Genomic DNA, 15278 nt, shown 5'->3' on the forward strand with positions numbered 1-15278 from the left:
CGTTTAATCAATAACCAATGGTTACAGTTTTTCCACTTCATCTCTCCAGTTGTACTTTGGTTCCCATCCAAGTAACTCTTTTGCCTTTTTATTGCTCAACAGTGTTTCATACCCGCTTAACTCTTCGCGGAAATCGGTAACACTCGGGAAGCACTCCTTCATTAAATCCTTACTTTTTATATCCATGCTGGAATTATCTGCGGCAACATTTAAAACTGCAGTACCTAGCCCATCCTTTTCAACCGACAAACGATAAGCAGCAGCTGCATCTCTTGCATCAATGTAACTCCAAAGAATTGGCTTGCGAAGCTCAGGTTTATGTATAAATCCAGGGAAATTTTCATACATATGTGGTGCAATTACATTCCCGATACGTAAGGAAACTACTTGAATTCCTGTACGGTTATGAATCATTTCTGCTGTTTTTTCATTAACGATTTTAGAAAGTCCATAGCTCTCTTCTGGTAATTGCGGATGTTCTTCGTCAATTGGGACATATTGTGGTGTTAATCCATTTTTCGAGAAACAAATACCATAGGAAGATTCACTTGACGTAATAACCGCTTTCTTTATTCCTAGATTCCCTGCAGCTTCTAATATATTAAAGGTAGTCATCGTATTATTTTGGAATGTGACATCAGTGGGAACCATGTATGCTCTTGGAATCGCTGCCAAATGAACAACGGCGTCAGCACCAACTAATACATCATAAGCCTCTCCTAAGTTGGTTAAATCAGCCGTAATTGTTTCACATACCGGATTCACTGGTAGCTTTTGGTCGACATTTAATACATCATATCCATGATTAACAAACTCTTCTAGAACAGACTGACCTAGCAATCCACTCCCACCAGTCACTACTACTTTTTTCATTTCATCCACCTCATCCTATGTTGTTTACGCTTTCTCTCACCATTATACTAGATTAAAAGATTTATTGAAAAATATTAGCTTTGGCTATTGCTACCATCGTTAATGTTGTTATTTTGGCAGTTATTGCTGAATCTATTAAATTAAGACGGACAAATGTCGTGTTTTTCTAATAATAAACTTAATAGTAAAAAACTATATGCGTAACATAAGATTAATGCGCAATACTTTGAAGTTTATTGACGAACGATAAGAGTGGTTAACCACCGCTGTGGAAAAACACTCGCTTTCCGCGGGCAACGCCTCAGCCTCCTCGGAAGCAAAAACCGCTTCCTGCGGGGTCTTCACCTGTTGGGACTGCGATTACTCGCCCCACCGAAAACCATTTGCTTTTCCCGCAGGAGTCTCGCATTTTTCCACAGCGTCGGTTATGCACTCTTTTTATTCGTTAGATTAATGACAAATCATCTTTTATTGCGTATCATCTGTCTACTGTGCAATAAAAACTAACAAAGGATACGAAAAGGACCATAAAAAAGAGCACTACCAGAAAGTAGCACCCATGATTATATTTCTACTTTATCTCCGTATCCATTAATTGAAAAGTCGTAACATCAGCTATGCCCCGATTTGTTATTCGAATTTCTGGAATAACTGGTAAAGCAATGAGTGAAAAAGTCATAAACGGCGCATGGATAGGACAACCAAGCTCCTTCCATGCTGCTTCTAGCTGTTTTACTTGCTTAACAACTGTTTCTAAAGGCTGATCTGACATTAGTCCAGCAATCGGCATCGGTACATGAGCAAGTACTTTTCCACTCTCAACAACAACCATTCCTCCACCCGATGCTGCTAGCGTATTCGCCGCAAATGCCATATCTTCCTCATTGGTACCCATCACAAGTAAGTTGTGACTATCATGAGCAACGGTTGAAGCAACTGCACCTTTTTGGAGCTTGAACCCTTGTGTAAAGCCAAGGGATACTTGACCCGATTGATGATGACGATCGATACAGGCTAACAGCAAGATATCCTCACTTAGATTCGGTTGAATAATGCCATCTTTTACTTGTAATGTTGCAGAACTCTTTTCGGTTCTTGCACTATTTTCTATGACCTTAATAACATTCACTTGAACCGAAGCGGAACTAGCTGTTGATAACTGGAAATCTGACGGCTGCAAATTCCTATGAATATGCACAGAGTTTTTCACATGCTCTGGATAACTATAGGTAGGAAAGGAGTGAATGAGCTGTTTGTTATCCACAATAACTTCCCCATCCACAATTACGATAGAAGATTCTACCTTTTCTAAGTCATCTAGTATAAGGATATCTGCAACCTTTCCCGGCGCGATACTACCGAAATCATTTTCCTTTTGAAAGTAACGTGCGACATTTAAGGTAGCCATTTTTATTGCCTCAATAGGAGAGACTCCTTCTTCTATTGCACGTCGAACAACATGATTTAGATGACCTTTTTCCGTAAGGGTCTGTGGATAAACATCATCCGTTACTAACAAAATATGATCTGTGTTCACCTTGTCCTCTGTTACGATTTTAATTACCTCTTTAACATCATGCCATGCTGATCCTTCACGAATCATCAAGTACATCCCTAACCGCAGCTTTTCCAAGCCTTGTTCACGCGTAACTGTTTCATGACATGACGTCACTCCTGAAGCAATATAGGCTTGAAGCATTTGTTCACTACCATCAGGGAAGTGGCCTGTAACCGTCTTGTTTGCTTTGATTGTTTCTTCTATTTCACCAAGCATTTTGGGATCGCCATAAACAACACCTGGAAAATTCATGACTTCTCCAAGACCAACAACATTCTCCCATGTTAGGCCCTCTTTTATATCCGCTACTTCAAGTGCTGCACCAGCATCCTCTAGATTATCTGTAGCCGGAACACAGGAAGGAAAGGTCGTGAACACTTTCATTGGCAGCTGCTGACCTTCGTTATGCATAAGCCTTACACCTTCGACTCCCAGCACATTAGCAATTTCATGGGGATCCATAAAAATACTTGTCGTTCCTTTTACGATAGCTGCTTTCGAAAATTCGGTGACTGATAACATCGTACTTTCCACATGCATATGTGCATCCATTAATCCAGGGGAAATATACTTACCACTTGCATCTATTATTTTTGTATTAGACCCTATCGTGTGATCTACATCCCCTACATAAGCGATTCGTCCTTCGCTAACAGCAATATCCATATTTTTTAATAATTCACCAGTCAACACATTTACGAGCGTTCCGTTTTGAATGACAAGATCTGCAGCTTCTTCTCCTAATGAAACCTTTGCTAGTGTACGGTTGACTTCTGTTAATGGTTTTCGATTATTAATCATGTAATCTCCCCTTTTTAAAAATAAAAGCACAAAAGCCTGAGTGATGTCTACCCAGGCTGTTTATACGAAAGAAATTTGTTTTTCAAATAATGATATACACCATCTTCATCACAGTCATATGTCGTCACTTCATCTGCCAATTGCTTAATCGAATCCGGTGCATTTTTCATTGCAACAGAGTAACCAGCGAATTCGAGCATCGGGATATCGTTATTACTATCTCCCACAACGAGAATCTCCTCAGGCCTCAAACCAAAATGGTCTAACAGGTGCTGGATGCCAGTTGCTTTATTGACACCAGCAACCATCACCTCAACATTATGATTGGAGGAAGTAGATGTGGTGAAATCTATTTGCTTTTTCAACTCGTTTAATTCATCAATCCAATGGTTAATCTTTTCTTCCGTTCGACTGAAAAAGTAAAATTTAGAGTACTTCCTTTCTCCAACCGAATCCTCCCATTGTATATCCTTTTCAATTGCTGCTTGCCTTGATAACCACTCATTAATACCTACTTCTTCTGGTTTTGGTTCCCGTATTTCATCGATAACAAATGCTTTATCTTGATTCAGTGTAATACACGAGCCTTCGTTCGGATGTAATTCATAATAAACTTCTTGTTCACGTGCTTTGTTTATAATTTCATTAATAAGTTCTCTAGAAAGTGAATGCTCCGCAATGATGTCGTTACCCTGGTAAACAATCATCCCATTCGAGCTAACAATACCATCTACTTGTAAATCACTACGTGCATCATCATACACCTCTTTTAAAGATCTGCCTGTAGCAATACAGACAATCATCCCTTTGGCACGAAGCTGATCAATAATCCTTTTCGTGTTATTCGTCACTTCATTATGGTGATTCAAAATCGTACCATCCATATCTAAAAATACAGCCTTTGTTTCCAAGTGTATCCCCCTAGCATTCTATTTATATGTATTAAATTATAGCATGAATAGAAGAAATAAACCCAGCTTAGCCATCACTGGGTTTGCGATTAAGTTATAACAAAGATTGTGCCCCATCAATATATAATTCCGTCCCAGAAATGTGGCTAGAAGCATCCGATGCTAAAAAGTGAACAAGATCAGCCACCTGTTCAGGTTCACCCGGCTTATGCTCAAGCGGTTGGTCTCCTTTTGGGTACTTGACTGGAATATCTACTTTTTTCAATTCCTTCTTTTCCTTAAACGTATTTTGACCGATGTTTGTGTTAATCGCACCAGGACAAATAATATTCACCCGTATATGATAATTGGATAACTCAAGGGCAGCCATCTTACCGAAAGCCATTTGCCCAGCTTTACTTGTACTGTATGCTGACATTCCGATATTTTTAAACGTTCGATTCCCGTTTATGGAACTTGTGATAATAATACTTCCACCGTTTTTTTTCATATGGGGTACGGCATACTTTGTTGTTAAAAAAGTGCTCTTTAGGTTCGTTGTTAGTGTCTGATCCCACTCTTCTGGCGTAATATCTTCAATTGGAGCAACCTTTCCATTTATTCCTGCATTCGCAAAAACAATGTCCAGTCTTCCAAGGCTTTCTATTACTTGATCGATGCTATCTTTTACTCTTTTCGGATCTGAAACATCCGTATCAGTAATGATTGCTTTCCTTCCAATTTGTTCAATTTGTTCTTTTACTTCTTCCGCATTTTCTTCCTTTAAATCGACTAATCCTATGTTTGCACCTGCTTCAGCTAAACGTATCGCAGCAGCTTTGCCAATCCCTGAACTCGCTCCTGTAATAATAGCAACTTTACCAGTTAATGTTTGCTCATTCATCCTTGTCGAATCCTCCTTCTCTGTCTTTATGTTGCTTAATCCGTACAAGGATATACGAAATAATTAGCGACACTACTAACACATTCGGATCATTAATAAAGAAAACTTGGCTAGCTCTAAGCCTTTAGGCGCAGGCAATAGCCTCGTTGCGCTTAGTTCCTAAAATTTTACTACGTCGATTAACTTCAGTGCTAAAATTTTATACTTTCCTAACGTGCAAAAATAGCCTTAGCCATGTGACTAAAGCTATTTTGCTAAACATCGTTTGGTAAAAGCAGCTCAATCCATCCATCATAAAGCTTTCAAAGCTGTGCGATTGATTCTTTTAACGTATTAACGAAAAACTACAAATCATCTTCCGTTATAATTTATTGTATTATCGTGCTGCCGATTTGCCTATTATTAAAAGCGAGATGTAATCATCTTTTTTCTAGTATAAAATTGAACACCATCCTTTCCGTTTGCATGAAGGTCACCAAAGAAAGAATTTTTAGACCCTGAAAAAGGGAAAAATGCCATCGGAGCTGGTACACCAACGTTAACACCTAACATGCCAGGCTCCGCTTCTTCTCGAAATTGCCGAACAGCCTTTGCATCTCTTGTGTAAAGCGTGGCAGAGTTACCAAACCTTGATTTATTTATGATTTCTAATGCCTCATCTAAATTATCTGCACGTAAAATACTAAGAACAGGAGCAAATATCTCATCCTTTGCTATAGACATGGAAGGTGTAACATGGTCAAAGATGGTCGCTCCGAGGAAATATCCGTCTTCTTCTTCCCCATTACGATCCTCTCTGCCATCCCGAATTAATGTCGCTCCTTCTTCTATTCCTAACTCAATATATTTCATAGCATTAGCACAATTGGCTTCGCGAATGACAGGAGTTAATAAAACACTTTCGTCCATCCCTGGCCCCATCTTGACTTCATCCACTTTTTCCTTCAGCTGTTGAACAAAATCGTCACCATCTCCAACAACTACAACTGCACTACAAGCCATACACCTTTGTCCAGCACTGCCGAACGAGGAACTGATGATGTTTTGAATCGACACTTCTTCATCCGCATCTGGCATAACGATATGATGATTTTTAGCTCCTGCAAGTGCTTGTACTCGTTTTCCATTTGCGGCAGCTTGTTCGTACACATATTTAGCGACAGGTTCAGAGCCAACAAATGAAATTGCCTTGATGTCTTCATGACCTAAAAAGCCGTTTACCACATCATGTGCACCATGGACCACATTGAATACACCTTCAGGTAATCCTGCTTCTGTAAATAACTCCGCCAATTTATTGGCAAGCATTGGTGTTTGCTCGGATGGTTTTAAGACAAACGTATTCCCACATGCAATTGCGAGTGGAAACATCCAGCATGGCACCATCATTGGAAAATTAAATGGAGCTATCCCCGTCACAACCCCTAACGGAAATCGGAACATTTGTGAATCAATATCTGTAGCGATGGTAGATAACGTTTCCCCCATCATTAAGCTCGGTGCACCAGCTGCAAATTCAACACACTCAATCCCTCGTAATACTTCTCCATATGCTTCTTTATAGCTTTTTCCATTTTCAAGTGTAACTAGCTCTGCCAATTGCTCATGGTTGTCTGTTAAAAGCTGTTGATATTTAAACAGAATTCTTGCCCGCTTTGGAACTGGCGTTTTACTCCATGATTTATACGCTTTTTTTGCAGTTTCAACTGCTTGGTCTACATCTCGGGACGATGAAATTGGAACGCTCGCGATTGCTTTTCCAGTTGCTGGATTGGTCACATCCAAATATTCCTCTGTATTTGCATCTACCCATTTCCCGTTTATATAATTTTTTAATGTCCTCGTGTCTTGGTCTATTGTAGCCATCTAAGTTCCTCCTCTTAATTTGAAAATTGTGTTTGTACAAGTCGACATCGAAATTCGACGAAGTATTCTACGACCTTGTGATGTTAAACTACACTATGTATGCTTAACGAAGGCTGTGGGGGACTAGGGCGCACCTTTTTTTAGATGTTTGAATATTTAAACTTCTTATCATATGATTCTAGCCCCTGCCCATATCAACCGGAATTTGATTCACTTTATCACTATATTAACACATTGATTTGAGTATGGAAGAACTAAAAATAACCTAGAAGGGTCAGACCCCTTCACTACATGTTAAAAAAAGACCTTTGTACTTGTTCAAAGGCCTTTGACACATTTATTCATTTGTTGTCTCTAACGGCTTTAACCCTGCTTCAATTTCCTCTCTTTTATCTTCAAAGAAAGGTGGTAGTGCCACACTTTCTCCTAAATGGTCAACATCTTCATCTGTTGCGAATCCCGGTCCATCTGTTGCAAGCTCAAATAAAATACCATTTGGATCTCTAAAATAAAGGGATTGAAAATAATAACGGTCAACTAGGCCAGAGTTAGGAATTCTCGATAGTTTTATTTTTTCTTTCCATTCCTCGAGCTCCTTAACATTATCGACACGGAAAGCGACATGGTGGACACTTCCTCTCCCAGGACGTTCAGGAGGTAAATCGGTTCGATGTTCCAGATGTATTTCTGCACCCGTCCCGCCTTGACCAGTTTCATATACTTTAATTTTGGGCTGATCCGCTTTTGCTGATGAATAGCTACCAACCAGCCTGAATCCCATTACCTCTGTGATAACTCTTTCCGTTGGGCTTGGATCAGGGACGGTTAATTTCACTGGCCCAAGACCTGTCACTCCTTGCTCCTGTGGGACAGGACTTTTATCCCAAGGAACACCAGCTTCGACTCCTTCATTCTTTTCATCAGAAACAATCGCTAATCTTTGTCCTTCTGGATCTGTGAAAAATAAAACGGAACGGCCGAATTGCGTTGTTATTGGTTCATGATCGACACCAAACTCTTTCAGCCTATTTTCCCAATATTTTAATGCTTGATCATCTGCCACACGCAAAGAAGTCAGTGAAATACTATTGTTTCCTGCGTACGTATGACCAGCTCTAGGAATTTCAAAAAAAGTTAAATCTGTTCCCGGACGGCCTATTTCATCTGCATAAAATAAATGATACATACTCGTATCATCTTGATTCACCGATTTTTTCACTAATCGCATTCCTAAAACCTTCGTATAAAAATGATAATTATTTTTCGCATTTGCTGTTATCGCAGACACATGGTGGATACCTTTTATTTCCATTCTTCTCACCTCATGTAATTATCTATTCATATGTTCTCCAAAAAGAAACACTACATCCATTATTCACGGTACGTTTAGTATAAAAATAAATTATCTCGAAATCAAGGTATTTTTCATAAAATAAAGGCCGACCCCTCTGTGTTAAGCTCAGGAGTCAGACCCTTATCACTTATTTACTACCAAAAAATGCTTCTGCTTTTTCCAGATATACTTCTTGATCTGGCATCAGATCATATTCCTCTTCGATTGCATCGACTGGACATACCGCCTTACATGCACCGCAATCAATACAGATATCTGGATCTATATAAAATTGATCTTGACCTTCTTCTATACAATCAACAGGACAAACAGTTACGCACTCACCGGCTTTCTCCGTTTGACATGGGCCGGTAATTACAAATGCCATGATTTTAACCCTCCCACTTACCAAAAATGACTACATGTCAATTAAATAACAATGCTAGTACAGATGCAAGAATTGCGCTTGTCACATAGTATGAGCCATTCCCCGTCATAAAAAACCGGTAAAGTGAGCTCGAGTTAAAATAAGAGGCTGACCCAAAAGTAAAGGACAGCCTCTTAGAACATTCATTATACTTTACTAAATTCATCTGGATCTGGACCGATACGCTCATCTTTGTTTAATCCATCAATCGCTGCCATTTCCTCCGATGTCAATTCAAAATCAAATACATCTGCATTTTCCACAATACGATGTTCTTTTACTGATTTAGGAATAGTTACAACTTCACTTTGTAAATCCCAACGAAGGATTACTTGGGCAGTTGACTTCCCATGCTTATCAGCAATTTCCTTTAAGGTAGGATCATCCAATAATTGACCTTGCTTCAATGGAGACCATGCTTCTAGCTGAATACCCTCTTTTTTACAGTAATCTCTCAATGATTTTTGCGTTAAGTTAGGATGGAATTCCACTTGGTTTACCATCGGCTTCACTTCTGCGTCTTTAATAAGATCGTCTAAATGATGCTCCTTAAAGTTACTTACACCAATAGCACGAATCTTCCCATCTTTATAAAGCTTCTCCATTGCTTTCCACGTATCTTTATATTTTCCTTGTGAAGGTACAGGCCAATGGATCAAGTAAAGATCAAGATAATCTAGTCCCAATCTGTTTAACGTATCTTCGAAAGCTTGTAATGTAGATTCATAGCCTTGGTCACCATTCCAAAGTTTAGATGTAACAAATAGATCTTCACGATTAATGCCAGATTCCTTAATTGCTTGACCTACACCTTCTTCATTTTTATAAATAGCTGCAGTGTCAATGCTTTTATAGCCATGTTTAATCGCCCATTTAACTGAGTTAATTACTTCTTCTCCATCTTCTACTTGGAAGACTCCTAGACCAAACCATGGCATTTCAACACCATTATGTAATTTAGTTGTAGCTTGTAAACTCGTTGGCATGAAAATTCCTCCTTTTCATTTGCTATCTATATTTTTACACATGTCTTTTAAATATGAAAATAATGTGCTTAAGCGTTTGCATTTATATTGTATTTCCTTTACAACCTCAATAAGAAGCCTTCTTACTTAACGTTTCTTTCTTCACTTCAATTTCTCTTTGTTCACCTGCAGATAAATCAAAGTAATTGTCACTAAACTTACAATCATCCTCAACCAAGTCAAGCTCAACATATTTCGCAAACATTTGTGATGATAGGGTGATAATGTATTTGTTTTCCTGCTCTTGTACTGTTAAATCGATTTTCGGATCTAAAAATTTAAAATGTTTAGGTTTCGTAAACAATACTGTTGCTGAAGAATGCCTTTCACCATTAATAAATAACTCTCTGCTTTAATGAATCATTTGGCCATACTTTATATAAATTTGTATAGTCTTTCAAAACGTGAATATGTATGTGTATTCATCGTAATATCCTCTACTACACCATTTTCACTTAGCAAGCGCTAACAATAATAGTGTAGTAAATGCTATAAAACTGATTTTCCTAAATTGTTTAATCATATGTTTTGCCCCCTTTTTTTTGTTTGAAAGCGTTTTTTTCATAACGCTTACACATATTTTATCTGCTACTCTTTCATGTGAAAATCCGTTTAAATTAAGATAATGTCCAAAATTTTACGAAGATTTTAAAATTGTGGTGTAATGCTAATTTATACGCCTGTTTCCATTTAAAACATTTTCTAATATTTGTTTTATTTGCATTAAAAATCCACATTAGCTACCATGTGCTAATGTGGATTTCATAATCATATTCTTTTAAAAATTATTATAAATCGTTGAATTTAGTGAGGTTTGCCCATACAGTTTTCGAAATTGAACAGGAGAAACCTTTTTTTGGTCACGGAATACACGCGAAAAGGTTTTATAGGAACCAAAGCCTGATTCAAATGCAATTTCAGAAATATTCATATCTGTTGAAACTAGGAGACTGCAGGCATGTCTAATTCGTATGTCATGCAGAAAATCAACAAAATTTTGTCCAATTTGATATTTAAATAGTTCGGAAATGACAGAACCACTTATATGAAAGCGTTTAGAAATAATCGATAAAGATAGCTTTTTTCGATAGTTTTTATGAATGTACTGAATAATATCCCACATCAACACTTCATCGCTCCTTTTTCTAGGTTGATGTTCTAATTGTTGTGGGTATTGCTTATATCTAGCTCGATCAAATCTAACTAATACTTCGACTAATTTTGCAGTAATAAGTTCATTTCTCCACCGCTTTGAATCCTGATATTCTTCAATCATATCCTTTAATAAACCTTTCATGCGTTCGTAATCTTCATGCTCGAATTGAAAAAATGCTGGCAGCTGGTCCTCAGCTTCAAACAATAAGTGGTTAATGCCAAAGTGGCTGTTTGTATTCGTAAATAAATTCATACCAAAATTACAATTAATTAATCGCAGAGGTTGATCCGATGTTGTTTCTATTTTGTGAATTTGATAAGGCATTACAAATGTAAACGTACCTGGCATCATGTCGTGAACAGTGTGGTTTATCATTTCTTTTCCTTCTCCTTCAATGACCAAGGAAAGTTCAAAAAAGTCATGACGGTGGGCAGGAAACCCAGTATCCAGGCTATTAATAGAAATATAGAAAGGAAATACGGAATGAAAAGATGGAAACTCCGTTAAATACCTTGGTAAAGATGTCATTTATTAAAAACACCCCTCAGAAAAAATGAGATATAATCTGAAAAATATGACAAGACGAAAGAATTAATTTCATTTTATCATAAAGGTAATAATAAAAACTTTATTTCAATTTAGGGAGGATAAATATGAGTACAAGTTCAAAACTTCAAATTGGTGTTATTGGTGCAGGTAATATCGGGAATGTTCATTTAAGTATATTTAGTCAATTACAAGATGATGTAGAAATTACAGCAATTACAGATATGCATTTGCCACTTGCAGAAAAACGTGCACAGGAATATCAAATACCAACTGTTCACGAAAATACAGATGATTTAATTAATGATAACAATATTGATGCTGTTATCATCGGTGTACCAAATAAATGGCATGCCCCCTTAGCGATACAAGCATTAAAAGCCGGGAAACACGTACTGTTGGAAAAACCGATGGCTATTGATGACAGCGATGCCAAAGAAATTCTATTAACTCAACGCGAGACTGGAAAAATTGTAATGATTGGGCATCAAATGCGTTGGGAATCATTAGCATTGCAAGTGAAGGAACAAGTTGAGATGGGTGAGTTAGGGGATATTTACCATGCCAAGGCAGGGTGGTTCCGTCGTAAAGGAATTCCAGGTTGGGGGACGTGGTTTACACAAAAAGAAGTTTCTGGTGGAGGTCCTCTTATTGACATAGGCGTACATTTATTAGATCTTTCCTTATATTTAATGGGCAATCCAAAACCCGTTTCTGTATTTGGTTCCACATATGCAGAATTTGGGCCAAAAAGAAAAGGAATCGGAACTTGGGGGACCCCAAATTGGGATGGCACCTTTGATGTTGAAGATATTGCAACAGCACTTATCAAAATGGAAGATGGCAGCTCGTTATCACTGGATGTTAGTTGGGCTGTACATATGGACACGGATAATAGTCCATTTGTTCACTTGCTTGGCTCAAACGGAGGTGCTTCCATTCGTGGCAGTCAGGGAAAATTGCTAACGGAAATGTTTGATAAAGCAATTGATGTTGATCTAGATGCTCATGATGAAGTGGGTGACGGTGAACGTATTAGGCTCAGCCGGCATTTTATCGAATGTATTCGTGAAGGAAAACAACCAATAACGTCTGCATTATCCGGCTATACCAATAACTTGATTTTAAGTGCAATTTATGAATCGTCCCGTACAGGCAAAGAAGTTGTACTTAACTGGGATATAGGAGGAGAATAATCGATGCTTAAAGGGTTAACAACAGCTGGAATTGGTGATGTGGACAGCATCAATCAATTTGTAAAACTTGCTTCGGCTCACCAATTTGATGTGATTGATAGTGATGGAGCTTCCCTCGACCAATTCATAAAACGTGAAGGGTTAGAAAATGCTAAAGCTTTCTTACAGGACTATAACATCCAAATTGGAACCATCGGATTATCTGTTGAATGGCGCAGATCAGAAGAGGAGTTTCAAAATGGTTTGAAACAGCTAGTTATAGATGCTGAAGCTGCTTCTTCCTTAGGATGCCAGTCTTGCGTTACCTATATTCTCCCTTCCACTGACTTACATGCAGCTCAATTTATGGCCATTGCAACTCGACGTTTACGAGTATGTGCACAAATACTAGGGAGCTATGGAATTAGTCTTGGTTTGGAATTTGTTGGTCCTCACCACCTAAGAACAAACTGGAAAAATCCGTTTATTTGGAATATGGAGCAAACCTTAGATTTTATTTCGGCAATTAATGAGCAAAATGTCGGTCTGTTAGTTGATGCTTACCACTGCTATACAAATAGGATGAGTTTTGAAGAGCTAACTAAGCTCAATCCTAGTCAAATTGTTCACGTTCATATTAATGACGCTAAGGATTTACCTATCGAACAGCTGCTGGACAATGATCGACTTTATCCAGGAGAAGGGGTTATTGATTTACAAGGTTTTTTAAAAGCACTGAAAAAAGCCGGATATGAAGGGCCAGTCTCACAGGAAGTACTAACGAAACAACCTCCAGAAAAAAATCCTGAAGAACTACTTAAATATTCTGCAGCTGCTTACGAAAAATTGTTTAAATCAGTTGGCTTTTCCTGAAATATTCATAGCAAAGAATTTATCAAATTATTACTGGATACTCGGAGGATGACGCTGCTGATCAATTAACAGTAATTGTCGGCACAGATGCTTTGGCTCTTCAACCTAGATTTATCTCGTTTTTCCATGATTTGATAATCATTCCATTAAACAGCTAAATCGAGATAACCAAGAACTTTTAGATAAAATATATCAATTTGAAGAGTCAAAAGCACTCTAAAAAAAACCGTTAAACACGTCCGTGCTTAACGGTAAAGAGTAAATTTATTATGCTTCTCGTGTAGAATTACTACTTGATTTATTCGTTGATTCACTTCGCACCGTAATCTTCTGTTCTGCTGCTAATTTCTTTGCAACCTGAACTGCTCCCCATAAGGTCGGTAACATGAGGATTGAAACTGGAACAGCTGTAACTACGATTGAATTCTGAATAGCTGCAATACTGTTCTCACCAATTGCTAACAGCATCATGGACATTAAACCAAAAATCACTACCCAGAATACACGAATCATTTTATGTGGCTCATCAGAACCAGTTAACGATACTGCTACTGTGTAAGAGATGGAGTCCACTGTAGTTGCTACAAACACAAGGGTTACTATTAAAAACCCGATGGCTAACACTGCTCCCAATGGAAGCTGGTCCATAATAGCCATTACAGCAGCAGGCATGCCGCCATCATTCAATGGACCTGAAATTACACCAGGGGTAGCTAATTCTGCTTTAATCCCCGTTCCTCCCACAACAGTAAACCAGAAGTTTGTCACTAATGGAGCTACAATGGATACGGCGATAATTAATTCACGAATCGTTCTACCACGAGATATGCGTGCAATAAATATAGCCATTAGCGGAGCATATCCCAGGAACCAACCCCAAAAGAATACTGTCCACCATCCCAGCCAAGCTTGATCACCTTGATATAATGCCATTGTTAGCATGTTTTGTAAGTGGAAGCCTTGACCAGAAACGAATTTATTTAAAATAAACAACGTCGGTCCAAGAATCAAAATACACACGGCTAATAAAACCGTAAGACCTACATTTACTCTACTTAACAGTTGAATACCACGGTCAATCCCTGTTGCAACAGAAATAGCCGCAATAACGATAAGCAGACCCACAATAATGATATTCGTTGTTAAATTATTCGGAACACCGAAGACATGATGCAATCCATAACCAAGTTGCAGACCAAGGAATCCAAGCGGGCCCATCGTACCAGCCGCAACTGCTATAATCGAAACAATATCAGCTATACTTCCAATAACACTTTTTTTATGGAAAATTTTTTCACCAAAAACTGGATAAAGAAACGCTCTTGGCTTCATCGGTAATCCCTTATTGTAATGGAGATACATCAACAAGATGGTTGCTAGTGTACCTAAAATTGCCCAAGCTAGGAATCCCCAATGTAAAAAACTTTGTGCCAAAGCAGGTTCAACTCCAGCTAATGTTCCAGAGGTGTCTTCAAATAACGGGGGAATTGACAAAAAGTGAGTCATAGGTTCAGACGCAGCCCAGAATACACCGCCACTTGCTAGAAGAGTACATAGAATCATCGCAACCCAACGATAGTACCCATTTTCAGGCTTCTCCATCTTACCTAATCGAACCTTTCCATATTTAGAAAACGCTAAAGCAATACCAATGACAAAATTGGCTAATAGTAAAACTTCCCAATAAGAACCAAAAAACTTAGCAGAAACTGCAAAGGATTGATTTATCCAATTTTCAACCATTGATAAGTTCATCATGGATAAAATCACAAACAGTATCAAAAAGCCGCCGCTTATAATAAATACCGTTTTATCCGTTTGATTTGTTACATAGTCTTGTTTACGCACTTT

13 protein-coding genes and 1 pseudogene are annotated in these 15278 nt (G+C 38.2%); 3 read left to right on the plus strand and 11 right to left on the minus strand.

The window, feature by feature from the left end; genetic code table 11:
• Nucleotides 1-21: 21 nt before the first annotated feature.
• From JOC48_RS05410 to JOC48_RS05455, 10 genes are all read right to left on the minus strand, one after another.
• On the minus strand, nt 22-873 hold the full coding sequence (locus tag JOC48_RS05410) for an NAD-dependent epimerase/dehydratase family protein (protein WP_204498050.1): 852 nt from the start codon (nt 871-873) through the stop codon (nt 22-24).
• A 571-nt stretch (nt 874-1444) separates the two neighbouring features.
• Entirely contained in the window at nt 1445-3232 is a 1788-nt protein-coding gene (gene ade, locus JOC48_RS05415; protein WP_204498051.1) for an adenine deaminase, read from the minus strand.
• A 47-nt stretch (nt 3233-3279) separates the two neighbouring features.
• Nucleotides 3280-4149, minus strand: coding sequence for a Cof-type HAD-IIB family hydrolase (locus JOC48_RS05420; RefSeq protein ID WP_204498129.1), 870 nt, complete (start codon nt 4147-4149; stop codon nt 3280-3282).
• 88 nt (nt 4150-4237) lie between these two features.
• Nucleotides 4238-5026, minus strand: coding sequence for an SDR family oxidoreductase (locus JOC48_RS05425; protein ID WP_204498052.1), 789 nt, complete (start codon nt 5024-5026; stop codon nt 4238-4240).
• 402 nt (nt 5027-5428) lie between these two features.
• Nucleotides 5429-6892 carry a CoA-acylating methylmalonate-semialdehyde dehydrogenase gene (locus tag JOC48_RS05430; protein ID WP_204498053.1) on the minus strand — a complete coding sequence of 488 codons (1464 nt, stop codon included), beginning with the start codon at nt 6890-6892 and terminating at the stop codon, nt 5429-5431.
• A 337-nt stretch (nt 6893-7229) separates the two neighbouring features.
• Nucleotides 7230-8204, minus strand: coding sequence for a ring-cleaving dioxygenase (locus tag JOC48_RS05435; protein WP_204498054.1), 975 nt, complete (start codon nt 8202-8204; stop codon nt 7230-7232).
• Nucleotides 8205-8373: 169 nt separating this feature from the next.
• A complete protein-coding gene (locus tag JOC48_RS05440; RefSeq protein WP_204498055.1) occupies nt 8374-8613 on the minus strand; it encodes an indolepyruvate ferredoxin oxidoreductase subunit alpha in 240 nt (79 codons plus the stop codon).
• Nucleotides 8614-8798: 185 nt separating this feature from the next.
• Nucleotides 8799-9638, minus strand: a complete 840-nt coding sequence (locus tag JOC48_RS05445; RefSeq protein ID WP_204498056.1) for an aldo/keto reductase — start codon at nt 9636-9638, stop codon at nt 8799-8801.
• Between the two features lie 106 nt (nt 9639-9744).
• Nucleotides 9745-9981: a glycoside hydrolase family 2 protein gene (locus tag JOC48_RS05450; RefSeq protein ID WP_239584211.1), complete on the minus strand. Its 237-nt coding sequence runs from the start codon at nt 9979-9981 to the stop codon at nt 9745-9747.
• A 474-nt stretch (nt 9982-10455) separates the two neighbouring features.
• Nucleotides 10456-11361 carry an AraC family transcriptional regulator gene (locus tag JOC48_RS05455; protein WP_204498057.1) on the minus strand — a complete coding sequence of 302 codons (906 nt, stop codon included), beginning with the start codon at nt 11359-11361 and terminating at the stop codon, nt 10456-10458.
• Between the two features lie 125 nt (nt 11362-11486).
• On the opposite strand from JOC48_RS05455, the gene JOC48_RS05460 reads away from it, so the two are divergent.
• The 3 genes and pseudogenes from JOC48_RS05460 to JOC48_RS21215 all read left to right on the plus strand — a co-directional run.
• Nucleotides 11487-12575 (plus strand): Gfo/Idh/MocA family protein, encoded by a 1089-nt coding sequence (locus JOC48_RS05460; RefSeq protein WP_204498058.1) that lies wholly within the window; start codon nt 11487-11489, stop codon nt 12573-12575.
• Between the two features lie 3 nt (nt 12576-12578).
• Nucleotides 12579-13427 carry a sugar phosphate isomerase/epimerase family protein gene (locus tag JOC48_RS05465; protein ID WP_204498059.1) on the plus strand — a complete coding sequence of 283 codons (849 nt, stop codon included), beginning with the start codon at nt 12579-12581 and terminating at the stop codon, nt 13425-13427.
• Nucleotides 13428-13438: 11 nt separating this feature from the next.
• Nucleotides 13439-13644 (plus strand): annotated as a pseudogene (locus JOC48_RS21215) (IS1380 family transposase); the annotation flags it as partial.
• Between the two features lie 50 nt (nt 13645-13694).
• On the opposite strand, the gene JOC48_RS05470 reads toward JOC48_RS21215, so the two are convergent.
• Nucleotides 13695-15275, minus strand: a complete 1581-nt coding sequence (locus JOC48_RS05470; protein ID WP_204498060.1) for a BCCT family transporter — start codon at nt 15273-15275, stop codon at nt 13695-13697.
• Nucleotides 15276-15278: the final 3 nt, after the last annotated feature.

The organism is Aquibacillus albus (genome assembly GCF_016908325.1).
Lineage (GTDB): Bacteria > Bacillota > Bacilli > Bacillales > Amphibacillaceae > Aquibacillus_A > Aquibacillus_A albus.

Bases quoted from the DNA above. Each gene is read 5' to 3' on its own strand.
- JOC48_RS05410 (WP_204498050.1), bottom strand. From the start codon at position 873: ATGAAAAAAGTAGTAGTGACTGGTGGGAGTGGATTGCTAGGTCAGTCT.
- ade (WP_204498051.1), bottom strand. From the start codon at position 3,232: ATGATTAATAATCGAAAACCATTAACAGAAGTCAACCGTACACTAGCA.
- JOC48_RS05425 (WP_204498052.1), bottom strand. From the start codon at position 5,026: ATGAATGAGCAAACATTAACTGGTAAAGTTGCTATTATTACAGGAGCG.
- JOC48_RS05430 (WP_204498053.1), bottom strand. From the start codon at position 6,892: ATGGCTACAATAGACCAAGACACGAGGACATTAAAAAATTATATAAAC.
- JOC48_RS05435 (WP_204498054.1), bottom strand. From the start codon at position 8,204: ATGGAAATAAAAGGTATCCACCATGTGTCTGCGATAACAGCAAATGCG.
- JOC48_RS05440 (WP_204498055.1), bottom strand. From the start codon at position 8,613: ATGGCATTTGTAATTACCGGCCCATGTCAAACGGAGAAAGCCGGTGAG.
- JOC48_RS05445 (WP_204498056.1), bottom strand. From the start codon at position 9,638: ATGCCAACGAGTTTACAAGCTACAACTAAATTACATAATGGTGTTGAA.
- JOC48_RS05455 (WP_204498057.1), bottom strand. From the start codon at position 11,361: ATGACATCTTTACCAAGGTATTTAACGGAGTTTCCATCTTTTCATTCC.
- JOC48_RS05460 (WP_204498058.1), top strand. From the start codon at position 11,487: ATGAGTACAAGTTCAAAACTTCAAATTGGTGTTATTGGTGCAGGTAAT.
- JOC48_RS05465 (WP_204498059.1), top strand. From the start codon at position 12,579: ATGCTTAAAGGGTTAACAACAGCTGGAATTGGTGATGTGGACAGCATC.